This is a genomic window from Streptomyces malachitofuscus (genome assembly GCF_055571035.1).
On the sequence record NZ_JBVIGA010000016.1, the window covers coordinates 13,200 to 37,354 of the forward strand.

Below are 24,155 nucleotides of genomic sequence, written 5' to 3' on the forward strand. Positions count from 1 at the left end.
ATGAGGAAGTGCCCATGGAGTTCCTGGAGGACAGTGGCCCGCTCAAAGGACTGAGGGTCGTCGACATGACCACCTCCTACGCGGGACCGACGGCATCCATGTACCTCGCCGACCTCGGGGCGCAGGTGATCAAGGTGGAACGGCCCGGTCAGGGCGATGACGCGCGGTCCTGGGGCCCGCCGTTCGTCGAGGGGACCTCGGCCTGGTTCGCGTCGGCCAACCGCAACAAGCGGTCGGTGGTCCTCAACCTCCGCGTCCCCGAGGGACAGGACGCGCTGCTTCGACTGCTCGACGCAGCCGACGTCTTCCTGCAGAACATGAACCCGTCGAAGCTCCAGCAACTCGGCATCGACGGACCGGCACTGCTGCGGCGGAACCCGGGCCTGATCTACTGCGCGATGTCGGGCTTCGGGCTCGACGGACCGGACAGCCATCTCCCGGGCTACGACCTGGTGGCCCAAGCCCGGTCCGGTCTGATGTCCGTGACCGGCGAGACGGGGCGCGCCCCACAGCGCGTTTCGACAGCGCTCTCCGACATCGCCACGGGCATGGCGGCGGCGATCGCGGTGAGTGCGGCCGCTGTCCGGCAGGCCCGCTCCGGGGTCGGGGACATCATCGACGTGTCGCTGCTGGACACGGACCTCGCACTGATGGCCCCCCGGATCGCCGCGTACCACGCGGGTGAGCCGGAGCCGGCCCCGAGCGGCGGCACGGACTCGGTGCTGGCCGTCTACCAGCCCTTCGAAGCGGCGGACCGCACCATCGTCGTGGCCATCGGCAACAACCTGATGTGGCAGCGGTTCTGCCGGGCGGCAGGCCTGGATGAGCTGGCACGGGATTCCGCGCTGGCGGACAATTCCGGGCGCCGGGATCACCGCGCGCGGATCACCGCCCGCATCGCCGACGTCATCCGCCGCCAGCCGGCCGCCCAGTGGCTGCGCGTGCTGGGCGAGGCCGATGTTCCCGCCGCGCTCGTGCAGTCCCTGTCCGAGGTCGCCAAGGACCCGCATGTCATCGCCCGTGGATCGATCATGCCGGTGCCCGGAGGCGATCACACTCTGACGAGCGTGCGCAGCCCGTTCCGGCTGGCATCCGCTCCCGTGGCGCGCAATGAGCGCTTCCCGGCCCTGGGTGAGCACACCGCCGAGGTCCTGCGGGAGCTCGGCTACTCCCCCCAAGCCATGGCCCATCTGGCCACGGCAGGAGCTGCCGAGTTCGGGCCGTCCCGATCGGTCGCTCCGGACAACGAGGAAGGATCGCTCAGTGCCTGAACCAGTACTCACGGACACCGACGGCGCGGTCAGGGTCATCCGCATCAATCGCCCAGAGGTGCACAATGCGCTGAACGCGGCGGTACTCACGGATCTCAGAGCCGCCGTGGAGGCCGCCGCCTCGGATCCAGCCGTTCGCGTCGCGGTCCTCACCGGGACGGGGCGAAAGGCGTTCAGCGCCGGAGCCGACCTCAAGGAAGTGGCCGGTATGTCCCCCGACCGCGCCCACGAGGCAATGCGCCACGGACAGCGGGCGATGCGTGCGATCGAGCGCGCCGAGATCCCCGTGATCGCCGCCGTCAACGGCATCGCGCTCGGGGGCGGCTTCGAGCTGGTACTGGCCTCCACCTTCCCGGTCCTGTCCCACAGTGCGTCGCTCGGGCTGCCGGAGTCCGGGCTGGGGCTGATCCCGGGCTACGGAGGTACCCAGCGGCTTCCGCGCGTGATCGGGACGGCGGCCGCCGCGCACCTCATGCTGACCGGTTCCCGGCTGGACGCCGAGCGGGCCTACGCGCTCGGCCTCACACCGCTACCGCCCGTCGCCCCCGAGACCCTTCTCGAGACCGCGGTCACCATGGCCTCGCGGATCGCCGAGCAGGGGCCGCGCGCGGTCCGTTCGATCCTGCAGGCGCTGGAGACGGGACGTGACGCCACACTCGACGCGGGGCTCACCACCGAGACCGGGCTGGCATCACTCGCCCTCGCCGGCACCGAGTCGGCGGAGGGCATCGGAGCCTTCCTGGAACGGCGGCCAGCAGCATTCGAGGGCCTCGGCGGTGAGCAGTGAGCGTGCTCCTCGAACTCTTGGACATCGACACCGAACCATCGGCCCATCTCACACTGCACGGCCTGCTGGACGAGCAGACGGCGGACGAGGCCCTCAGCGAGCGGGAGAAGGAGGTCCGTTCCCGAACCCGGGAGGTCGTCGCCCGGCACGTCGTTCCCGGGGCCGCCCGTGCCGACGAGACCGGCGAGTTCGTGCACGACAGCGTACAGGCCCTCGCGGCGGCCGGGCTGTGCGGGCTCGTCTTCCCGCGGGAGCTCGGCGGAACCGGCGACACCAGCGTGGCCTACGCCCTGGCAGTGGAGGAGATCGCGGCGGGCTGCGCGGCGACGAGTCTGGTCTTCATGACGCAGACGCACGCCGCGTACCCCCTTCTCATCGCCGGGTCGGACGAGGTGCGCCACCGCTACATCCCCGGCCTGCTGGACGGCTCGCGATACGGCTCCCTGTGCATCACCGAACCGAACGCGGGCAGTGACGTCTCCGGTCTTCGCACGACAGCCACTTCGGCGGAGGGCGGCTACATCCTCAACGGCGCCAAGACCTTCATCACCACGGGTGACCGCGCCGATGTACTCGTCTGCTTCGCCAGCACCGACCGCGGCGCGGGCCGCGCAGGCATCAGCGCTTTCCTCGTCGACGGCTCGTGGGACGGCGTCACGCACAGCACCCCCTTCCACAAAATGGGCATGCACGGCTCGTCCACCACGGAGTTGTTCTTCGACGGGGTCAGGGTGCCCGCCTGCCATCGGCTCGGCACAGAGGGCCAGGGCTGGGCGATCGTGATGAACTCCGTGGTCAAGTCCCGGATCAGCGCCGCCGCCCAGGGAGTCGGGCTGGCCCGAGCGGCCTACGCGCGCACACTGGCCGCGCTCACCCGGCTGCACGGACCGCGGCTGCCGGACGAAGACCTCTTCACGCTGGCGGAGCTGCGCGGCCGGATCATCCAGGGCCGGCTGCTGCTGCACGCGGTGGCCCGGCAGGCCGACGCCGGGCAGGCCTCGACCGCACACATCGGGATCATGAAGCAGTCCTGCACCGACCTCGGCTGGGACGCCTCGGTCACGGCCACTCGGCTTCTGGGTCCCTACGGCGACCTCGGCGTCCTCGGCATCGAACGCTGCCTGCGCGACGCCAAGGTCACACAAATCTACGACGGCACCAACGAAATCCAGCGGCTGCTCATCGGCCGCGAGACGACCCGCGCGATGGCAGGCCTCACATGACGCCCCTCGTGACACCCGGCAAGGAATGTACAGATGACCACTGAACACAAGACCGCGGCGGTGCTCGGCGCGGGGACAATGGGCTCGGGCATCGCCACCGTGATCGCCCGCAGCGGCCACCGGACCCTGCTGTTCGATGTGAACGAGACCAATCTGGCCCGCGGCATCGCCACCGTGCACGGCTTCTTCGAGCGCAGCGTACAGCTGGGCAAGCTGAGCGAGGCTGACGCCGAAGCGGCGAAGGCGCGACTGAGCGGAACGACCGAACTCGCGGACCTCGCCCCGTCCGATGTCGTGGTCGAGGCCGTCTTCGAGGATGTCGCGCTGAAGAAGGAGACCTTCGGCCGGCTGGACGGGATCGTCTCGGAGCGGACACTGTTCCACACGAACACCTCCACCCTGTCGGTGACCGGTATCGCTTCCGGGTCCCGGCTGCCCGAACGCGTCGTCGGGACGCATTACTGCAACCCGGCACCACTGATGAAACTGGTCGAGGTGGCCGACGGCCGACACACCGCGGACTGGGCGCACAGGGCGACGCTCGAGTTCCTCGCCTCCCTCGGCAAGACCACCGTGGTGACGAAGGACAGACCCGGATTCATCGTCAACCGTTTCCTCATCCCGTGGGAGAACAGCTGCATCACCGCGCTGGAGACGGGCCTGGGGACCAAGGAATCCATCGACGCCGCCGTGACAGGCGCCCTGGGTCACCCGATGGGGCCGTTCCAGCTCCTGGACATCGTGGGCATGGACATCCACCAGCAAGTCGCGACCCGTCTGTACGAGCAGCTGCGCGATCCGCGGTTCTTCCCCCCGCCCATGGTCGAGCGGATGGTCGCCGCGGGGGACCTCGGCCGCAAGACCGGGCGTGGCTTCTACACCTACGACGACACCCGGCTTTTCGGGTCCTGACCGGGAGGGGAAGAGAAATGACAAAGGACATGCGGCACGTCGGGCTGCTCGGTTTCGGCACGATGGGCGCCGGGATCGCCCAGCTCGTCGCGCAGTCGGGCCGCGACGTCACAGTCCTGGAGACCGACCAGGACCGGATCGACGCGGGAGCCGCCTTCTTGAGAAAGTTCCTCGGCGGCGGTGTGGCCCGGGGCAAGCTGACCGAAGCCGGCCGCGACGAGATTCTCGGCCGCGTCCACGGCGTCACCGATGCGTCCGCTCTCGCCGGGGCCGAGATCGTGATCGAGGCGGTGACCGAGAGGCGTGAGATCAAGCGGGAGCTGCTGGCCCTGGTCGCCGAGGCGGTCGGGCCGGAGGCGTTGATCGTCACCAACACCTCGGCGCTGTCGGTCACCGACCTGGCGACCGCGGTGCCGCGTCCGGAACGCTTCGCCGGGCTGCACTTCTTCAACCCCGCCCCGCTCATGAAGGTGATCGAGATCGTACGGGCACTGCGGAGCGAGGAAAGCGTCATCGAGCGGCTGGTAGGTTTCGTCGGCGCGCTGGGCAAGGATCCGGTGGTGGTGAAGGACCGGCCCGGTTTCCTGGTCAACCGGCTACTCATCCCGTATCTCAATGATGTCGTGCAGGCCTACGACGACGAGCTCGCCAGTGCCGAGGACATCGACACGGCCGTACGGCTCGGTCTCGGCCACAAGCAAGGTCCGCTGGAACTCATGGACATGATCGGCCTCGACGTGCACGAGCACGCCACCACCAGCGCCTACGAGGCCACTCTCGACCCGGCCTTCGCCCCTCCCCCACTGCTGCGGCAGATGGTGGCCGCCGGCCGACTGGGCAACAAGAGCGGCCGGGGATTCAGGACGGAGGGGCACTGATGCCCGATTACGACGACCTTCTGATCGACCGCGATGAAGCGGTCCTCACCATGACGATCAACCGGCCCGAGACGGGCAACAAGTTCCGTCACCGGACGTGCCTGGAGCTCTCCGACGCGCTGCAGCGCTTCCGACTGGACCCGTCTCTGCGCGCGGCCGTCCTCACCGGCACCGGCGAGAAGTTCTTCTGCATCGGCGGCGAGCACGAGGAGACCACCTCGCTCGACCAGTCGCAGGTGCTCCCCGTCCTCGACGTGTACCAGGCGATCGACACCATTCCGAAGCCTGTCGTGGCGGCGGTCAACGGCTTCGCCGTCGGGGGCGGCAACGTGCTGCACACCGTGTGCGATCTCACGATCGCTTCCGAGACCGCGGTGTTCCGCCAGGTGGGACCCCTGGTCGGCAGCTTCGACGCGGGGTATGGCAGCTGGTATCTCGAGGACACGATCGGCCGCAAGCGCGCCAAGGAAATGTGGTATCTGAACAAGAAGTACTCGGCCGCGCAGGCGCTGGAGATGGGTCTGGTCAACGAGGTCGTCCCGGCCGCGGCCCTACTCGACCGCGCTCACGAGGTCGCCGGAACCATCGCCTCGCGCAGCCCGCTCGCGATCGGGGCACTCAAGGCGGCCTTCTCGGGGCGGCACAACGGCGTGTCGGGTCAGGCCCGGATGGCGCACGACCAGTTGCTGACGATGTACCTCAGGACGAACGAGGCGCACGAGGTCTCCGAGGCGTTCGCGGAGAAGCGCGCTCCCCGGGCCGACAGGTTCTGGTCATGAGCTGGCTCGGTCCCGGACTCGACCCGGATCAGCGCGGGCTGCTCGACATGCTCGACGCCTTCGTCACCGACCGGGACATCGACCTGACCGACGACCCGGCTCAGGTGGGCGCCCTGCGCCGGGAACTCGCCGGGCTGGGTGTGTGGACTCTCGGCGTCGCCGAGGAGCACGGCGGCGGCGGGGCGGACCGGACGATGACCACGGTGGCATTCGAACGGCTCGGACGGCGCTGGCCCGCCCTCGCCCTGGCATGCGTGCACGCCCATGCGGCCGCAGATGCTCTCGGCCCCGCCGGAGGGGACCTGGTCCCCCGGCTGCACACCGCGGAGGCGCTCATGGCAGTCGTGGAGGCCGACGCGACGCATGTGACGCTCACGCGTGAGGGTGATGCGGTGACCGGGTCGGTGAGCCGTGTGGACGTCACCGGCCCTCCCGACGCGCTGATCGTCCTGACCTCGGACCGTAGCGGACTGCTGTTCGAGACGGATGCGCTGGCTGCCGGGCCGGTCCTGCGCCGTTCCGGACTGGGCGGGGCGTGCACCACGCCGCTCAAACTGAACGGTGTCATCGGGGTATCGGTCCACAAGCTGGCCCTCGACGGCACCACTGTGCGCAACCGCCTTCGGCTGGGGGCCGCCGCGGTCGCCGCCGGCATCGCCGGCGGGGCGGTCGACGCGGCCACCGCCTATGCGGCCGAACGGCACCAGTTCGGAGGGCCGCTCACCGCGCTACCGACCGTACGCGCCTCCTTGTTCGCTCAGACCGCCGGTGCGACGACGGTGCTCCTGGCGGTGCTGGCCGCGGGAGGCCGAGGCACGGCCGCCGCATCGGCTGCACTGGTCCAGGCCTGCGACACAGCCGTGGACGTCGCCGCCGCGGCGCTGCAGATCCATGGCGGGTACGGCTACCTCGCCGAGTACGCGGCGGAGCGAAGCGCACGCGATGCCGTGTCCCTCCGGGCGGCCGTCGACGCGACGGGCACAGCCAGGCGCGAGGCCAGCCGCCTCGCCGGCATGCCATGAGTCCCCGGCGTGCCGGTACTGAATGGCAGGAATTTCACGAAAGCAGGCAATAGGGCTACTCGTGATGCAAATATGCCAAATACACCCTGGACTCATGACGACCCGCATACGACAGACACGTTGACATCACCCCCGCTGCCTCCAGGACATCACCGCCATGAGTACACAGACAGCCCTCCCCCGCCCTCTCCTTCCGGACGCTTCACAGGTCCCGACGCCCCGCGTTCTTCTTCTGCCTCTCGTGGGAGTGGCGAGGCCCTCGGCGGTTGCCCGCCGCCGCACCCTCGACACCCTCCACAACTGGGGCGTCACCGGCGAGGTGTGCGACGACGCCGCTCTCGTGGCCTCAGAACTGACCACGAACGCCGAAACGCACACCCCCGGCGGCCCTCTGCAGATCGAACTCACGCTCGACAGAAATCAGCTGACCATCGCCGTGCGGGACGACAGCCCTGCGCAACCGGTGACTCGCCGCGCCCCGGTGAGCTGTGAGCACGGGCGAGGCCTGACCATCGTGCTGGCACTGGCCCGCGGGTTGGGCTGCGAAAGCACCCCCGCTCACAAGACCGTCTGGGCGGCGCTCGCCGTCCCCGACGAACAGCTACGGGCAACCCCGGCCGGCACCTCGTCCTGCCTCGGCAGGGCTCGGTCGCGTTCCTTCACCGGTGGTGTGGCCGCCTAACCTGATGTCTCTGCATTGAGGTCCATCGTCCACCCTCCGCACCACGGCCGGCCCCGCCGTCGGGGCATAGGTGCGGTCCAGCGACCACGAACGACGTCTGCCGGGCTCCGGCACCGGGGCGTCTACTGGTCCCTCTGCGCTCTCACGCCGTCCAGTTCGCGTTTCACCGCCTCGTCGTCCTGGCCTACAAGGAGCTGGCTCTTGTCCTCGATGCGGGAGAAGCGCTCCCCTCTCGCGACGTCCTCCTCACTCAGCACCCGCCCGCACCACTCACCCCGGGCGACAGTCCGGTCGTCGAACGGGACAGCGGCGCCCTCGCCGAGAACGGTCCAGCCGTCGTCCGCCCAGCGCAGCGCCAGGAGGTAGGTGTGGCCCGTTTCCAGCCGGGGGCGTACGCGCTCGTGGCCTTCGTACGGGCACCGCTTTCCCGGTACACGCGCCAGCCGGCGGCCACCATGTCGAAGTGTCGCCAAGTGAATGCCGGGGGCTCTTCGCGGACCACAGGACGTCGTCCGCCCGGAATGTCACCGAGCGGTCGGTCGCATACTGGATCGGCCCCTTGGCGAAGTCCCGCCGATTGATCTCCTGCTCGGCGGTCGGTGTGGCCACGACGACTGATCGGCCTGCGTGACCCAGTCCTTCGCCGTTTCGTAGGGGTAGTCGTCGTAGGCGGTCCCGCAGCCCACCACCGTGTCCAGGCCATCCCTGCCGATCAGAACGGCAGCGGCGATTCCGACAGCGGCCAGGCATGCGGCGACGGGGCGGCCCGCCCGGTCGAAGAGAGCATTCAGCACGGGTCCTCGGTTTCACGCGGTGTGAAACCGCGAGGGGCCACACAAAGCCCTCCGGCGCGAAGACGAAGACGCTGTCCCCGTCACTTCGGTGGCCGGACAAAACGTGTTGTGATCACAGCGGTGATCACACCCACCTCCGGTGCACGTGAAAACCAGACCAGAACCCCGGTTTCCCATCAACGGTGTGGCCTGTGCCTGCGTACCCCCCAGTGACACCGTTGTCCGGCACACCGGTGCCGGCAGGCATGACACTCAGGAGTCCCCCTTGGAACAAGAGGACTTACAGTCCCCCGCGCCCCCACCCGCATCCCGCGCGCCGAGCCGCAGAGCCGCCTTGCTGGGCATCGGAGCGGTGGCCGGTGTCGGGGCGGTCGATCTCGGTGCGTTCCTCTTCGCGAGCGGCCGGCTCACCCCGGACAGGCTGACACCCGGCCGGCTGACGGACGGTTTCGAAACCGTCTTCGGCAAGCACGCCGGTTTCCGGAGGAACCACGCGAAGGGTGTGGGTGTCGCCGGGTCGTTCCTGGCCAACGGGGCCGGGAATGCCGTGTCCGAGGCCGTGGTCTTCGAAGACGGCAGAAGAACTCCGGTGACCGGGAGATTCTCGCTGTCCGGGGGCGTTCCGGATGTGGCCGACGCCACGCAGACCGTACGGGGTCTCGGGTTGCGATTCGACCTGCCGGACGGTGAACAGTGGCGCACCGCGATGATCAACCGCCCCGTCTTCCAGGACCGTACACCTCAGGGCTTCTACGAACGGATGCTCGCGTTCAAGGCGATGCCCGGGACGGGGAAGCCCGATCCGGAAAAGACCGCGGCCTTCCTCGCCAAGCATCCCGAGACGGTGCGGGCCATGGAGCTGGCGAAGCAGCACCCGCCCACATCGGGCTTCGCGGACAGCTCGTTCAACGGTCTCAACACCTTCCACTTCACCAACGGTTCGGGCGACACGGTGCCAGTCCGCTGGTCACTGATTCCCCTCCAGCCAGTGCGCCCGGCCGCCAAGGGGCCGCTCGGCAGGAACGAACTGTTCGAGAAGCTGATCACCGCCCTGGACGCCGGTCCACTGCGATGGCGGATGGTCCTCACCATCGGCCGTCCCGAGGATCCCGTCGACGACGCCACCGCGGCCTGGCCGGACACCCGTCGCACGATCGACGCCGGGGTCCTCACGCTCACCTCGGCACGCACCGAGGCCGCGGGCGAGGGGCGGGACATCAACTTCGATCCCACCGTGGTGCCCCGAGGGATCGCACCGTCCAGTGACCCCCTGCTCAGCGCCCGCTCGGCGGTGTACGCGCAGTCCTTCACACGGCGAGCCGGTGAGGGCATACGCACCAGTCCGGTGAAGGCGGCCGAGGAGAGCGATGTCTGAGGCCGCAACGGACGATCGCGAGGTCCTTGCCTCACCTGCCGGTGAACCGGCGCAGTTCCCGCTTTTCTCCCGCTGGCTGCACTGGATCATGGCCGGCCTCGTCGTGGTCATGCTCTTCATCGGCGCCGGGATGATGGCCTCCCTGGGCGATTACCGTTTCCTGGTGTCCGTGCACAAACCCTTGGGCATGGGGGTCCTGGCCCTGGCAGTGATCCGGCTGATGTACCGGCTCACCCACCGGGCACCGCCACTTCCCCGTTCGATGAACCGCACCGAACGGCGGGCGGCCACCGCGTCCGAGTCTCTGCTTTACGGTCTGATGGTGGCCCAGCCACTCGTCGGCTGGGCGATGGTGTCGGCGTCCGACACCCCGTTCGTGCTGGGCGGTGTGCATATGCCCGCCATCGTGCCGCCGGATCCGGGACTGTACTCCGCATTGCGCGAGACGCATGCGGTGTTCGGCTACGCCCTCTTCTTTCTCTTCACGATGCACATGCTGGCCGTGCTGGCGCATGCGCTGGTGTTGCGGGACGGGCTTCTCACGAGGATGGCCCTATGGAGGCGTCCGCGAATTCGTACAGCGGCCCCGTCGCGCTTCAGTCACCGCGGGAAAGGGCGAGAGGGGAGCAATGCGGTATGACGAGACACTCCGGCGGCATGTGCCTGTGTCCGCCGAGGAGTGGCGTATCCATCTCGCCGAGTTCGCCGACTGGTACTTCGGCACAGTGTCCGCCGCCCATCGGAGTCCGGCGTCGGATCGGCCACGGGGATTCCGGCTCCGGCGCGAGCCGGCGACCGCAAGACAACTGGACGCGGCCGAGGAACGGCTCGGGGTTCCGCTGCCTCCGAGCCTGCGCGGCTTCTTGACGGCCAGCAACGGCTTCGGGCCTGTCTCTCAGTACACGGAGGCGTTGCGCTCCTGTGAAGAGATCGACTGGTTCCGGCGTACTCACCCGGGGTGCGTCAACACCGTCGGCGGCACCGAGGAGCGTGATGTGCTGCTGCACGCGCTGTGTCTGACACGGGGCGAGGACGTGATCCTGCTGGACACCCGCACAACGTCGGCGGACGGTGAGTACGGTGCGTATCTCTTCGCCGTGAAGTACGGAGAACTCGATGAGCGGTACGCCGGTTTCGGCGAGGTCGTGCTGGCGGGCCACGCGGAGATCGAATGGCATCGCACGCACTGCGTCTGAGAGGTGGCGGTACGCGTGCCGTCATCAGTGCCCGGACGGCGGCCGGGCGTTGTCCATGGCTTTCCGGTCCGCGAGCCGGTTCCCGCACTGCGACGTGCCCACGTGACGAAGTGGCACACCGGGTCGCTCGAGGGCACCACCCGTCGCCGCAGAAGCCGGAAGGCACATGAGGTGAGTCCGCCGCGGGTGTGTCCGTCACGGCGACGACGAGCGCGGCGGCCGTCAGGAGCGTCGTACTCGTCGTCGCCGGGTTCCGGCGCGCGCCTCGTGGGCGGGCACAGCGGTGGGGACGGCGTGCAAGAGGACGACGTCCCGAGCGCCCGGTGGAGAGCAGGCGGCGCGACGGGGAGGCGGCCGGCCCACCCGGAAGCCGGAGGCGGGCCACCCGTCGCCGGCCGGGCGTCTCCTCGATTTCTCTTGCCTACGCAGTGGGATACACGCAGATGCCGAAGTCGCGCCATCCGGACGGGAGGTCGTCGGGACCCGCTGTGCCGGTGTAGTCGACCGGCTCGTCGCCCATGGTCAGACCGTCCTCGGCGTGGCGTCCGGTGTACCGGTCGAGGCCCCCGTCACCGACGGACTGGAACACCTGCAGTTCGGCCCGTCCATCGTGGTCCTCGTCGGTCGCGCGCGCATCGCTGACGAACGATGCCCTTGCGAGGTCGATGTGGCGGGTGCGGCTGCCGCTCAAGTCCCTGGCGAGCGGCCCGTAGCGAAGTTCATGCACGGGCAGGTGGGAGGCGGTGCTGTCTCCGGCGTCGCGCCGGCTGTGGAACAGGGCCAGGTCGAGATATCCGTCGCCGTCGAAATCGCCGAACGCGCCTCGGGTCGCGGTGTCCGGGACCAGCGCGCTGCGGGCCTTCTGCCACACCGTGCGAGCCTCGCCCACCCGGACCTCGACAGCGGTGGTCGCCCGGCTGAAGACGACCGTGGCGTCTCCCGAGCGATGGGGGTCGCGTATCTCGTCCAGGCGCCCGTCCGCGTCGAGGTCGGCGGTCAGCTTGGTGCCGCTCTCGTCGGAGCACACCACCGTCGGCCGGTGGTCACCGGGGTCGGGTCCGGATGCGAGGCAAAGCCATACAGCGGGCACCACAAGCGCCGCCCCCGCGCCGAGGACGGCCCGCAGGCGGGGGCGCCCCCACTGCCTCGGAAGCAGGTAGGACAACAAACCGTCCTGTTCCTTCGGACGGAGTTGAGGGACATCCGGCATGGGCGACACCTATGATTCTTCTAGCGGGCAATGCCCGATCCCAGATCGGCCCACTCCCCGGGCCCGACAAAGGTGCCCTCGTGCAACTGGGTGACGCCCTGGGGCAGAGGGCCGGCGGCGGATCCCGGCAGCATCCACGCGGATCCGGGAGCTTCCCGGTCGCCCGGAGCCGTGACCACGAGGTCGGCCCTGTGGTCGCCGTCCATGTCGGTGAGGCGCACGGCCCGCCCGAAGTTGTGCTCGCTGTTCGCCAAGCCGTGCACATCGCGCTCGTCGAACGCCCGGGCGCCCCGACCGGTCAGGCCGTTCTTGCCGCCCGGGAAGAACAGCACCTCCTCGGTGCCCGGTTTGGCGTACACCTCTGCCCGAGGGGCTCCCGCGACGACGTCCGCGTAGCCGTCGCCGTTGACGTCACCGGTGTCCAGGGCCACGAAGACACCGTCCTCGTCGCCCGGCTCCTCACCGGGTACGCCTGGTGTGTCGCGGTCGAGTGTCGTGGTTCTGGTTCCCGGTCCGGACTCCGTGCCGTGGACCACCGTCACCGAGCTGCGGCTCACCCCGCCACCGCGAGGGCTGAGGACCAGGTCACCGAAGCCGTCCCCGTCCACGTCGCCGACTGCGCCCGCCGCGGCGTCGGGCAGGCGCACGGTGTCGGGCTGTGTGAAGCCGTCCCGGCCGCCCTGCAGATAACTCACCGGCCAGTGCAGCTCGGACCAGGCGACGGTCTCGGGACCGGTGTCGTCGTTGTGGAAGGTCACCAGGTCGTCGATGCCGTCGCCATTGAGGTCCCCGGCCACCAGTTCCTGGTAGGCCATGTCGTCCGCCCTCTCGTCGGGCGCCCGGGGCACCGGCACGCGCCCCGTGCCGGCGGGCGAGCCGTCACGCAGGAACGGGCCCTTCAGCAGGCCACGTTCCGAGCCGATACCGAAGACGAGATCGGCGTGCCCGTCACCGTCGAAGTCGCCGGCGGCGAGCTGCTCCTCCAGGCACGGTTCAGAGGCCCAGGGCACATGGCTGCCGTCTGTCCCCGGCACCCGGGCGGCACGCGTCAGCCCGCGGTCGGAACCCCACATGATGATCACATGGGGGTCGCATCCCTCGAAGACGGAGGCGGCGAGGTCGGTGTAGCCGTCCTCGTTGAAGTCACGGGCCACTGTGTCGAATCCGAAGAACGCCTCGTCGCGGGGCTTCCCCGGAATCAGGGGATCGCCCTGCGTGAGCCGCTGGCACCGGCCGAGGTCCGTCCCCGTGCCGGTGCCGTACGCGACCGCGACCATCCCGGCGAGGGCGCTGTCCCCGACGTCTCCGGCAGGCCCGGCGAATGCGATGTCGGGGTGGCCGTCGCCGTCGAAGTCGGCGGCGGGTGCCGCACCGGTCCGAACCGGGCGGTCCGCTGCGGGCCCGGTCTGCGGCGCGGCGCCGTGTGCGGCGGTCCGGCACGCATGCGGTGCGGCGATGCTGCCGCTCTCGCCACCGGCGAGAAGGGTGCCCGCCACGACCGATACCGCCGCGACCGCGGCACCACCGCCGATCATCCCCAGCCGTTTTCCGACCGCTCTCCGCACAGACACTCCTCGTCACCGGGCCTCGCCGAATGGAGTAACGCGCCGGGTGGCCGGCATGGTTCCGGCTGGGGGATCGACGGCGGCAGGTGGCAGGGCGGGGCCACCGCGCACCGAGCGGCCTCGATGCCGACGTTCCGGGACGGGCTCCACCCGCCAGTCGCGCCCCGCGGACCAGCGGTGCCTGCCCAGTGTTCACGTCAGGGGCGCCCGGTGCCTCCCGCGGGGTGCCCGACGTAAGCTACGAAGAGGCGGTGGCGGACTTGGCCACCCTTCCGTCTCATCAGGTTCCGATTGCGGTGCCTGCACGACGGCACGCATCTGGGCGATGTTGAGATGGATCATGGTCAGGAAGCGCTACCACCACGGAGAGCTGCGCCGGGCCCTGCTCGACGCCGCCGAGGAGCTGGTCCGCGAGCGCGGAGACACGGGCTGGTCACTGCGTGAAGCGTCGGCCCAGGTCGGGGTCAGTCCGAGCGCCGCCTACCATCACTTCGCCTCACGTGACGCGCTCATGCACGCCCTGTCCGAACGCGTACTCGCCCAGCTCGGTACCCGCATGTCCGCTGCGGCAGCGGAGACTGCCGGGCCGGACGTCGACGACGACCTGCGAGGCATCCTCGCGGCGGGCCGCGCTTATATCCGCTGGATCACGAACGACCCCGCCGTCGCACGGCTGGCCTTCGGTTTCCATGCCCGGGGCTACGAGGTGGCATGCTCACCGCACCCGCAGGACGTGATCGAAGCCGAGCTCGACCGGCTCGCCGACGCCGGAGTCCTGAGCACCGCAGCCCGCGACGGCGCGGGATGCACCGTGTGGGCAGCCGTGCACGGCCTCGGAACCCTCCTCGCCGACAAGCTGGTGTCCCCCGCCGATACCGAGGTCGCGGACCTGCAGACGGAGCGCCTCCTTCGAGCCGTCCTCGCCGGTCTGGCACTGGAGTCCACACCTCCCCGGGGGTGACCGGAGGCACGCTCTGCCCACACCGGCCGCCGAGAACCCGGCAGGGAGGACGGCCGGCGAACGAGCTGCTGTGCAAGAACGCGGTGCATGCGGCCGTAACCTGGGCGGTCAGCGCATTCACCAGGTGGGCCGCACCTCGGTGGCACCCGAATACGTGCCCTTGCCCGGGCGCTGGTAGCCGCCTTCACGGTGGACGAAGTGCAGGCGCAGGGACGAGGTGCGTACCGGTGAGAAGGTGACCGTGTTGGCACCGGCGCGAGGGCCGGCGGGGTCCCAACGGGCACCGGTGACCTGTTCGAAGCGGCGTCCGCTCAGATGTTCGACGAACATCTGCCGGGGCGGCTGCACTCCTCCGCCGTCGTCGTAGAGGTGGACGGTCAGCCCGGTGCAGCGGCGCGGTGCGTCGAAGTCCAGCTGCAGCCAGTCGACGGTGTTGGGCGAGTTGTAGGCGGTCCAGCGCGGAGTGTCGGCGACGACCCCGTCCACCACGGCCATGGGCGAGTCGTACATCCACGTGTGGGACGCCGACACGGCGATCGGCCCGTCCGATTCGCCCCGCAGGTCCTTCGACGTGGCCAGCCCGATGCTCTGCGCGCCGGTCGTCGACTGGGCGTTGTAGAAGTGGAAGACGACGCCGTCGTGCTTGACGACCCACGGCTTCGTCGCCTGGTTCGCCTCCCAGGGCCGGGTGGAGCTGGTCAGTTTCGGCCCCCGCCAGGGCGTCCAGTTCACCAGGTCGTAGGAGCAGGCGAACGAGTCGAAGCGGCCGTTGGAGGTACGGTCGATGGTGTTCCAGAAGAACATCACCCACAGGTCCCCCATGCGGACGACCTGTGGGTCGCCACAGAGTGCGACGCCGTGCCACTCGTACGGAGTGAGAACCGGAGCCTCGCCGTAACGGCGCCAGTGGACCATGTCGTCGGAGACCGCCATACCGATCGTCTCGTTGCCGTACCCTCCGGCGCCAGTGGCGTTGTAGTACATGACGAAGCCGGAACCGAGGCGGGCCTGCGGATCGCGGATGATGTTGCTCTTGAACAGTTTGGAGCGTTCCCAGTAGCGGGTGTCGGAATCGTCGGGGCCCAGAACCGCCGTGTCCCGGCGATCCCATGGCTGCGGCAGGTGCGGGGTCCGGGTGGAGGCGACGCCGACGGACAGCGGTCCGCCCTCGTAACCGGGGTCGGGACCGCCGAGGTAGCTCATCCAGAACCGGTCGTCGAACATCTGCAGCTGGGCGGAGCCACCCCACTCGGTGTCCTGCAGCGCGATGTATCCGGCAGCCTGCTTCTGGTCCCAGGCGCCCGGCCGGAAGGGGAGAACGGTTCCCTCGGGCGTCCAGTCGAGCAGGTCGGGGCTCGACGCGAGCCGGGTCTCGTAGCCGTCCTCGCGAAACACCAGGTGCACCATGTACCAGCGGCCGCGATGGCGGAAGACGCTGGGGGAATCGACCAGCTCCGCATCCGGCGGTGTGGTGAGCACGGGGCCGTACCGGTAGGGCGTCTTGACCTCCTCGTACACCTCCTGCATGACCTCGTCCGGCACGGTCGTCGGGCGCCGGCGTCTGCCCTCGGCGCCAACTGCCCGGTCTTCGTCGGATGCGGCCGTCACGCCGTGTGCCGTGCCCGGCAGCAGAGAGAGGCCGGCGGCGGAGGCGCCCGCCATCCCTGTCCGCCGGATGAGGCCGCGGCGGGTCATCCCGTCGCTCCCCGTGGGCACCGGCCGCATGCCGCCTCGTTGTGCAGCATCGTTCCCCTGATGGCTCATCAGCGCCTCCCAGCCCAGACAACGTTGTCAAGCCAGTGCAATGTAGCGACGCGGCCACGAACGGTCAACGCCTCCCACCTCACGGAACGAGATTGAGGACCGAGAACGGCAAACCGGTCACCCGGCTTGAAAAGATGGATCGATATCTCTTCAACACACCTCGAATCACGGGCGTATCCCTCACTGAAGATCAGTCACCGAGCCGACGGAAGAGCGAGCCGGCGCAGGGGAACAGTGGACCTCGTGCCTACGCCGCCCATTTCGCACACGCATTGTCGACCCCGCCATCGGGCGCGGATACAGCGTGAGCCGGTGACTCGCACATGCTCATCGTGGTGTCGGCTCAGGCGGACGCCACAAAACAAGGGAGACGGTCCGGGTGACACACACCAGGATGACCCGCCGGGTGATTCTCAGCACCACCGCATTCGCCGCGCTGGCCCTGCCGGTCACGATGGCGTCGGCGAATGCGGACGCTCCGGAGAAGAGCACGTCGAAGACCGCGCCGATCCACCGCACAGTGGTGTCATTTGGCGCCTACACCAGCGCCGTCGGCGACATGCGTGATCCGGTCGTCGACGCGACCAACAATTCCCTGGCGGTCAGCCCCGACGAACGATTCGCCGTGGCGACGAACTCCGATTCTGACCACCTCTCCGTGATTCACCTACGCAGTGGCCGGAAGGTCGCCGAAATCAAGGGGTATGTCAGCCCGCGCAACATCCTGTTCGCCCCGGACAGCAAGACCTTCACCGTGTCCGACAGCGCCCGTGGTGTCGTGGACCGGATTTCCATGCGGACGTTCGACGTCGTGAAGCGTCTTCCGCTCGGCGCCGGTGTGTTCGGCACCGCGCAGAGCAAGGACGGCAAGCTGCTGTACGCCAACAACGCGGCCTCCAACACCGTCACCGTCATCGACCAAGCCGCCAACCGGCCCAAGACCGTGCTGACCGGGTTCTCCGAACCTCGTCAGGGGATCAAGCTCGCTCCCAAGGGTGACAAGCTGTACGTCACCAACTTCGACGGGGGCAAGGGCGGCAGGATCACCGTTCTCGACGTCACCACCGAGAAGCCGCAGGAGCTGAAGCAGATCGAGGGATTCGACGGCGTACGCGGACTGTCCGTCAACCGTGCCGGCGACCGGCTGTACGCCGCCAGCAGCGGCAACGACAAGATCTACATCGTCGACACCGCATCCGGTGAGACCCGGGACACGGTCGATGTGGGCGACCAGCCCTACGGTGCCGCACTCTCCCCCGACGAAACCGTGCTGTTCTCCGGGAACAAGGGCGCGAACTCACTGACCGCCATCGACCCCGGCACCGGGGATGTGAAGGGCACCGTGACGGGCCTGAAGGCTCCCCGTCAGGCGATCAGCTTCAGCGCCGACTCGCAGACCGCGTGGGTTCTCAACGAGGACCTGAGCGTCGCCGAGGTGGACGTGGACGCCCTCAAGGTGATCCGCACGCTCGGCAGGCGCTGACCGCACACGGCCCGGTTGCCGTCGGCCCCTGACGCCAGGCAACCGGGCCCTCACCCCGTCCGGCGGCCGGCCGACGGCTTCGCCAGGAGCCGGGAGCGGGCCGCGGCGCGCGTCCTCGTCCCGGCCGGGCCGCCGCGCTCACGCCGTACAGAGGCCGAGAGCGGTCCCCAGCCGGGACGCGCCCCGGGCGGCCGGGTCCTCGGGGGTCCGGAACGGGACACGCGCGGCCGGCCGAAGCGCCGTGCGGCCGGATCGCGCACCGGTGCCGTCCCGTGATGGGCCACCTCGACATCCCTGATCCGGGTGCCCCGTCGAGCCAGAAGAACCGGTCCTCCGGCACAGCGCGGTCCCCGGACACCGGTGGCCCGCCTCCGTGTCGCATGAGTCCTCCCAGGCGCTCCTCGCCACGAGGCCGACGCTCCCCCGGCCGTCCTCCGCGTGTCCGCCGATCCGCAGCCCGGTCCGGCCGAGCACGCCGGGATCGCCTCCTCCCCTCTCCCACCACTTCCGTGGGCGCTCCTCGACGCAGGTCCCGGCGGGGGGGGTGTCCCGCTGCTGCACCGGCGTCACGGTCGCGGGATCCGGTGAACGGCAGGAGCCGGCCGGCGGGTGGCAGCACAGAGTCCGTCAGGTCTGCGGGCAGCGTCACGAGATCCACGGTCCCGATCGGGTTCAGCGCCTCGTCAAGGCCGGGGCACCGGTGGGGAGCGTCAGCGGTCCGCCCAAGCGGCCGGCGACCGGCCGACCCGCACGGGTTGCCTGCCCCGCGGTGCTCAGCCCCCTCTTCCCGCGCACCGGACCCGGGCGCCTTCCGGCGGAGCCCGCTCAGTGCGTTCATGGTCCCGGGCCTCCTGCGGTGAGCCCGGGAACGCGGCTGTGCGCGGTCGCCGCCCGCCGATGATCGTCCGGGGCGTACACGCCCAGGCAGTGCACGTTCGCTGGGCATCCGGTCCGCCGGCGGAGGCAGTGCGAGACCCCCCACTGGGCCATTGGCCCAACTTTTCCGCACAAGATTGTCAGATGGTTCCCTTCGCCCGCATACTCCTGGCCCATCAGCGCACCATCCCGGCTTCCGCCGCGCCAACCATGGCTGGGGACACGGTCGATCGCCGTGCCGTGCCACCGTTCAGAGGAGAAGGCGATGACGTCATCCTTCACCGAAGCCGGCCGGCAGGACGGCCGGCACCCGCGTCTGGACGACCGCTACCGCCTCCCGGACGGTGTAGTGCACCTCTCCGGCATCCAGGCCCTCGTCCGCGTCCTGCTGGACCGTTCCGCGCGCGACCGTCGCGACGGTCTGCGCACCGCGACGTTCGTGTCGGGGTACGAGGGATCGCCCCTGGCCGGTTACGACATCGAGCTGGCACGACGCCAGGCGTTGCTGCGGGAGTACGACGTCGTCCACAAGCCGGGGCTCAACGAGGAACTCGCCGCGACCGCGGTCATGGGCAGCCAACTGGCCGGTCAGGTGGGCATGTCCCGCTACGACGGCGTCATGGGCATCTGGTACGGCAAGTCACCCGGCCTGGACCGTGCCTCCGATGCCCTGCGGCACGCGAACCTGGTGGGCACCGCCCGCCTCGGCGGTGCGGTCGCGCTGGTCGGCGACGATCCGGGGGCGAAGTCGTCCAGCGTGCCGTGCGTCAGCGAGGCGACGCTCGCGGACCTGGCGATCCCGACGCTCTACCCGGCCGACTCGCAGGACGTCCTCGACTTCGGGATCCACGCGCAGTACCTCTCCCGGTTCAGCGGCCTGTGGGCAGGGATGAAGATCACGACCGCGGTGGCGGACGCGATGTCCACGGCCGTCGTCGCCCCGAACCGCATCGCGGTCGTCGAGGGGGATGCGGGTCCCAGCCCGCACCGGCCGAGTGCGATGCTGCTGGGCCCCGAGCTCATGGCGCTCGAGCGCAGCCTGCACGACAGCAGGCTCCCGCGGGCCCTGGAGTACGCCCGACTGCACGGCCTCAACCGGGTGGTGCAGCGCGGGCCGTCCGACAAGATCGGCATTCTCGCCTCCGGCAAGACCTATCTCGATGTCCGTGAGGCGCTCCGTGTCATCGGGCTCACGGACGCGGACCTGACCCGCCAAGGCATCAGAATCCTCAAGCTCGGCATGGTCTTCCCCCTGGAGCGCGACGCCGTCGTCGAGTTCGCGGAGGGTCTCGACCATCTGCTGGTCGTCGAGGAGAAGAGACCGTTCCTCGAGGCCGCGGTCAAGGAGATCCTTTACGGCCGTGCCCAGGTCCCGACGGTCCACGGCAAGGAAGGTCCGGACGGACGGCCGCTGTTCAGCCGCTCGGGAGAACTCGACACGGACGGCGTCACCTCCGGCCTGTCCCGAGTGCTCGCGGCACTCGGTGTCGAGGCCGCCCGCGTCTGGCGCCGGCGGCCCCGGCCCCGAACCACGCTGTCCCTGCCGCTTTTGGCCCGCAGCCCCTACTACTGCTCGGGCTGCCCGCACAACACCTCAACCACCGCGGGCGGTGACTCCCCGGTGGGCGCCGGCATCGGCTGCCACTCGATGGTCGTGTTCATGGACACCGAGCAGGTCGGCACGGTCGTCGGGATGACCCAGATGGGCGGGGAGGGCGCCCAGTGGATCGGGATGCAGCCGTTCGTCGACGTCGGTCACTTCGTGCAGAACATCGGGGACGGCACCTTCATGCACTCCGGCAGCCTGGCCGTGCGGGCGGCAGTCGCCGCCGGGGTGAATGTCACGTTCAAGCTGCTCTACAACGGCACGGTCGCCATGACCGGCGGCCAGGACGCCGTCGGCGCTCTGCCCGTCGACCGGCTCGCCGCCACGCTCCTCGACGAGGGCGTCGCCAAGGTGATCATCACCACCGACGACAAGGCGCGCGTTCCCCGCGCCCGGCTCCCGAGGGCGGTGCGGGTGCTCGACCGGGCCGGTATCGAGAAGGCGCTGGCGGAGTTGAGGGCCACCGCGGGCGTCACGGTCCTCATCCACGACCAGGAGTGCGCCGCCGAGAAGCGGCGGGCACGGCGGCGCGGCAAGGCCGGCACTCCGACGACGCGCGTGTGGATCAACGAGCGCCTCTGCGAGGGCTGCGGTGACTGCGGCCGGGCGTCGAACTGTCTCTCCGTGCACCCCGTTCCCACCGAGTTCGGCCGCAAGACGCGCATCGACCAGTCCTCGTGCAACCTGGACTACTCGTGCCTCGACGGCGACTGCCCGGCGTTCATGACCATCACCCCGGCCGGCCGGCCGCGGCACGCCGGACCGCCCGCTCTGGCGGCCGGTGACGTGCCTGAGCCGGCCGTCCGCAGGACATCGGACGGCTCCTTCGGCATGCGGATCACCGGTATCGGGGGGACCGGCATCGTCACCGTCTCGCAGGTGCTGGCGACCGCCGCCGTCATCGATGGCCAGCACGCGCGCAGCCTGGACCAGACCGGTCTCGCCCAGAAGGGCGGCGCCGTCGTCTCCGACATCAAGATCACCGCGCAGGCCGTGGAACAGGGCGCGAAGCTCACCGAGCGGAGCTGCGACCTGTACCTCGCCTGCGATCCGCTCGTCGCGACCGATCCGACGTATCTTCGGGTCGCCTCCCCGGAGCGCACGGTCGCCGTCATGAGCACCACCGAGATCCCCACCGGGCAGATGGTGGTCGACACGGAGGTCGGTTTCCCGGCTCCGGACGTGGTCCGGCACGCCGTCGGCGAGGTGAGCCGTCAGCTTCTCGCGCTGGATACCGGTGCGCTGGCCACACAGCTTTTCGACGACGAGCAGTACGCCAACATGCTGCTGGTGGGAGCCGCGTACCAGACCGGGGTGCTGCCCGTGCCGGCGCGGGCGGTCGAGGAGGCCATCACCCTCAACGGGGTGGCTGTGGAGCGCAATATCCAGGCGTTCCGGCGGGGCCGCCAGGCAATCGCCGATCCGGAGGCGCTGCGCGCGGCGGTGGCGGGCCCGGCGCCCGAAGAGACCGCGAAGCCGCCACTGCCCCGCGGAACCACCGAGCTCGTGGCCACGGTCACCGGCGACGAGGGATCCGAACTGCACCGGCTGCTCACGGTGCGCGTGGCCGACCTCATCGGCTACCAAAACCTGCGATACGCCCGCCGGTACGCCGAGTTCGTCCGGCGGGTGGCGGACGCGGAGCGCGCCGCCGTGGACGGCTCGACCGAGCTGACGGAGGCGGCCGCCCGTTACCTCCACAAGCTCATGGCGTACAAGGACGAGTACGAGGTGGCGCGGCTCGCCCTCGATCCAGTCGTCGACGAGGACATCGATGCGGCGTTCGGGAGCGGGAGCCGACGGTCCTTTATGCTGCGTCCGCCCGTTCTCCGGGCCGTGGGCATGGAACGGAAGATCGCTGTCGGGCGCTGGTCCCGCCCCGTCCTCGTCCTGCTGCGTGCCCTGCGCAGGGTGCGGGGGACGCGCCTCGACCTTTTCGGCCTGCATCCCGTGCGCCGGGTCGAGCGTGAGCTCGCCGAGGACTACCGGGCGTCACTCGGCGCCTCGCTCGCGCTCCTGACCGAGGAGACGCTTCCCGTGCTCCGCCGCCTCGCGGAGCTGCCGGACGTCGTCCGCGGATACGAAGGGGTCAAGCTGGCCTCCGTGGAGCGCTACCGGGCCGAGAAGGACAGCATCCTCGCCGCACTGCGGGAGGGCGCCGAGCAGGTCACGACGGAGGCCGGGCAAGAACGGTGACGTTCGCGGTCCCGGGCCCCCGGACGCGTCCCGCCACCGCGTCCGCACCCTGGCCCTCGACGCACGGGCCGACGGGCCGACGGGCCGACGGGCCGACCACCCGCTTCAGGGTGCCTGTTCACAGCCTGCCGCACACCGTCCACCGCGCAAGGGCGAGGCCCGAGCCGCCGCACCCTGCTGATCGCAAGCGAACCGGCGGCGTCGGCTGAGTGGGAGGCGCGCGGCGGCTCGACGCGACGCCCTCCTGGGCCGGAGCATGCTCAGCGCCACGGTGTGGGCCTTCGACGTGCCGCAGCAGGCCGCACAGCGCGTCCTCGCCGAAGGACTGCCCGGAAGCCGCGCGGGCCAGGAGCCCGCGAAGCCCTGCCGCGCAGGCCGCGCCGGACCATTCCCCGCCCGAGCGGCCAGCTCCGCGGCGGCGGCCCGTCACACGCGGACATGCCGGAGACCGGCACACGCGGTACCGGGTGTGCCCGCTGACCACCGCACACCGGGAAGGTCAGGCACCCCACGGCAAGGCCACGCTCACGGATTCCAGAACATCGTCGTCTCCACCAGGTCGAAGCGCCGGGCGGCGAGCGCCTGCCTCCGGATCGCCCAGTGGAGGGACAAGCCCTCCCTGCCCTCGATGCCGGGATGCCACTCGGCCAGCAGCACCCAGTCCCTCAGGTCCCCGGTCTCGTCCGCATGGATCGCAACCGACTCCACAGGATTCGTGTCCATGGATTCGTGCTTGGGGTGCCCACCCACCTGCACCCACCCGCCGGCCGGGAAGCCACTGGCACACACGTCCAACAGCGCGTCGTGGACGTTGCCGTAGGGAGCCCAGGGAAGCTCCTCACCGCGCCAGCCGTGTGCCGTGGCCACCGCCTTGCTGCCGTGGAACGGCAGGGACACGTCTGCGGTCAGGCTCAGGTCACCCTGCCAGAACGCCTCGTGTATCTCCCGCCAGTCCTCCAGGCCGTTCTCCTCGGAGTAGTCGAAGATTCCCGCGCGTTCCTCGACGGTCGCGCCCTCGGGCACGTACATCACGTCGCCTCCGGCATCCGGGTCGGGGAACCCGAAGAGCAGCAGACGGCCGTCGGGCGGCAGCGGGAGTCCCGTCACCTCTTCGGACAGGTCGGCACAATTGAGCGAGGCGACGAGGGGAAACTCGGGGTCCGGGGCATCAGGGGGGAGGAGGAGGGGACCACCATAGCGGCCTACGGTCGGTCCGGCGCCGTTCAGAGTCAGGGTCGCGCAGGGGAGGGCGGCGTCCGTCCACTGTTCGACGACGGTGGCGGGGACTTGCTCCGCCGTCAGCTCCGCACGGTATCGGCTCAGTCTGTTCAGCACCTCAGGCCTCATGCGGGGAACCCTATCGAGCCCGTCCCTCCCGGAATGCCCGGGGACCGTTCTGGCAACTACGGCGTCAAGCCGGGCCGTCACGTCGTCTTCTCATGCTCGGGTACCGTCCTCTGAGCCACAACCACACGGTCTCGTAACGGAGTTACGGCAACGCAGTTAAGGTCGCCCATCGGATTCCCCACGCTTTCCGACTGTCCTTGAAGGGCTTGATCAGTGCCGGAAGACTTC

General features: G+C 69.8%; 19 protein-coding genes. 14 read left to right on the top strand and 5 right to left on the bottom strand.

Going from position 1 to position 24,155, the window contains the following annotated elements; genetic code table 11:
- Positions 1–14: 14 nt before the first annotated feature.
- The 8 genes from ACZ44S_RS23020 to ACZ44S_RS23055 all read left to right on the top strand — a co-directional run bounded on the left by ACZ44S_RS23020 (position 15) and on the right by ACZ44S_RS23055 (position 7,554).
- Complete coding sequence (locus ACZ44S_RS23020; RefSeq protein ID WP_466931918.1) at positions 15–1,271, top strand: CaiB/BaiF CoA transferase family protein; 1,257 nt, start codon at positions 15–17, stop codon at positions 1,269–1,271.
- Entirely contained in the window at positions 1,264–2,058 is a 795-nt protein-coding gene (locus ACZ44S_RS23025) for an enoyl-CoA hydratase/isomerase family protein (RefSeq protein ID WP_466931920.1), read from the top strand. Before ACZ44S_RS23020 ends, ACZ44S_RS23025 begins: the two co-directional genes overlap by 8 nt.
- A 2-nt stretch (positions 2,059–2,060) precedes the next feature.
- Complete coding sequence (locus ACZ44S_RS23030; RefSeq protein ID WP_466931922.1) at positions 2,061–3,281, top strand: acyl-CoA dehydrogenase family protein; 1,221 nt, start codon at positions 2,061–2,063, stop codon at positions 3,279–3,281.
- Between the two features lie 33 nt (positions 3,282–3,314).
- Complete coding sequence (locus ACZ44S_RS23035; protein ID WP_466931924.1) at positions 3,315–4,193, top strand: 3-hydroxyacyl-CoA dehydrogenase family protein; 879 nt, start codon at positions 3,315–3,317, stop codon at positions 4,191–4,193.
- 17 nt (positions 4,194–4,210) lie between these two features.
- Positions 4,211–5,071, top strand: coding sequence for a 3-hydroxyacyl-CoA dehydrogenase family protein (locus ACZ44S_RS23040; protein ID WP_466931926.1), 861 nt, complete (start codon positions 4,211–4,213; stop codon positions 5,069–5,071).
- A complete protein-coding gene (locus tag ACZ44S_RS23045) occupies positions 5,071–5,850 on the top strand; it encodes an enoyl-CoA hydratase-related protein (RefSeq protein ID WP_466931928.1) in 780 nt (259 codons plus the stop codon). Before ACZ44S_RS23040 ends, ACZ44S_RS23045 begins: the two co-directional genes overlap by 1 nt.
- Positions 5,847–6,872 carry an acyl-CoA dehydrogenase family protein gene (locus ACZ44S_RS23050; protein ID WP_466931930.1) on the top strand — a complete coding sequence of 342 codons (1,026 nt, stop codon included), beginning with the start codon at positions 5,847–5,849 and terminating at the stop codon, positions 6,870–6,872. The genes ACZ44S_RS23045 and ACZ44S_RS23050 overlap by 4 nt, the downstream gene beginning before the upstream one ends.
- Positions 6,873–7,113: 241 nt before the next feature.
- Entirely contained in the window at positions 7,114–7,554 is a 441-nt protein-coding gene (locus tag ACZ44S_RS23055) for an ATP-binding protein (RefSeq protein ID WP_466931932.1), read from the top strand.
- Positions 7,555–7,676: 122 nt separating this feature from the next.
- Here the strand turns inward: ACZ44S_RS23055 and ACZ44S_RS23060 are convergent, their stop codons facing one another.
- Positions 7,677–8,027, bottom strand: a complete 351-nt coding sequence (locus tag ACZ44S_RS23060; protein WP_466931934.1) for a hypothetical protein — start codon at positions 8,025–8,027, stop codon at positions 7,677–7,679.
- Positions 8,028–8,682: 655 nt separating this feature from the next.
- Here ACZ44S_RS23060 and ACZ44S_RS23065 point away from each other — a divergent pair.
- The 3 genes from ACZ44S_RS23065 to ACZ44S_RS23075 are packed head-to-tail and all read left to right on the top strand — an operon-like array spanning position 8,683 to position 10,919.
- Positions 8,683–9,723, top strand: coding sequence for a catalase family peroxidase (locus ACZ44S_RS23065; protein ID WP_466931936.1), 1,041 nt, complete (start codon positions 8,683–8,685; stop codon positions 9,721–9,723).
- Positions 9,716–10,363: a cytochrome b gene (locus ACZ44S_RS23070; RefSeq protein ID WP_466931938.1), complete on the top strand. Its 648-nt coding sequence runs from the start codon at positions 9,716–9,718 to the stop codon at positions 10,361–10,363. The genes ACZ44S_RS23065 and ACZ44S_RS23070 overlap by 8 nt, the downstream gene beginning before the upstream one ends.
- A gap of 19 nt (positions 10,364–10,382) precedes the next feature.
- Positions 10,383–10,919: an SMI1/KNR4 family protein gene (locus tag ACZ44S_RS23075; RefSeq protein ID WP_466931940.1), complete on the top strand. Its 537-nt coding sequence runs from the start codon at positions 10,383–10,385 to the stop codon at positions 10,917–10,919.
- A 421-nt stretch (positions 10,920–11,340) separates the two neighbouring features.
- On the opposite strand, the gene ACZ44S_RS23080 is transcribed toward ACZ44S_RS23075, so the two are convergent.
- Positions 11,341–12,129, bottom strand: coding sequence for a hypothetical protein (locus ACZ44S_RS23080; RefSeq protein ID WP_466931942.1), 789 nt, complete (start codon positions 12,127–12,129; stop codon positions 11,341–11,343).
- Between the two features lie 20 nt (positions 12,130–12,149).
- Positions 12,150–13,694, bottom strand: coding sequence for a VCBS repeat-containing protein (locus tag ACZ44S_RS23085; RefSeq protein ID WP_466931944.1), 1,545 nt, complete (start codon positions 13,692–13,694; stop codon positions 12,150–12,152).
- 340 nt (positions 13,695–14,034) lie between these two features.
- Here ACZ44S_RS23085 and ACZ44S_RS23090 point away from each other — a divergent pair, with 340 nt between their 5' ends.
- Positions 14,035–14,655 (top strand): TetR/AcrR family transcriptional regulator, encoded by a 621-nt coding sequence (locus ACZ44S_RS23090; RefSeq protein WP_466931946.1) that lies wholly within the window; start codon positions 14,035–14,037, stop codon positions 14,653–14,655.
- A 117-nt stretch (positions 14,656–14,772) separates the two neighbouring features.
- On the opposite strand, the gene ACZ44S_RS23095 is transcribed toward ACZ44S_RS23090, so the two are convergent.
- Complete coding sequence (locus ACZ44S_RS23095; RefSeq protein WP_466931948.1) at positions 14,773–16,350, bottom strand: discoidin domain-containing protein; 1,578 nt, start codon at positions 16,348–16,350, stop codon at positions 14,773–14,775.
- Positions 16,351–16,798: 448 nt separating this feature from the next.
- Here ACZ44S_RS23095 and ACZ44S_RS23100 point away from each other — a divergent pair, with 448 nt between their 5' ends.
- Both ACZ44S_RS23100 and ACZ44S_RS23105 read left to right on the top strand, forming a co-directional pair.
- A complete protein-coding gene (locus ACZ44S_RS23100) occupies positions 16,799–17,902 on the top strand; it encodes a YncE family protein (protein WP_466931950.1) in 1,104 nt (367 codons plus the stop codon).
- Between the two features lie 1,141 nt (positions 17,903–19,043).
- Positions 19,044–22,580 carry an indolepyruvate ferredoxin oxidoreductase family protein gene (locus tag ACZ44S_RS23105; RefSeq protein WP_466931952.1) on the top strand — a complete coding sequence of 1,179 codons (3,537 nt, stop codon included), beginning with the start codon at positions 19,044–19,046 and terminating at the stop codon, positions 22,578–22,580.
- 525 nt (positions 22,581–23,105) lie between these two features.
- On the opposite strand, the gene ACZ44S_RS23110 is transcribed toward ACZ44S_RS23105, so the two are convergent.
- A complete protein-coding gene (locus ACZ44S_RS23110) occupies positions 23,106–23,927 on the bottom strand; it encodes a DUF1963 domain-containing protein (protein ID WP_466931954.1) in 822 nt (273 codons plus the stop codon).
- Positions 23,928–24,155 lie beyond the last annotated feature (228 nt).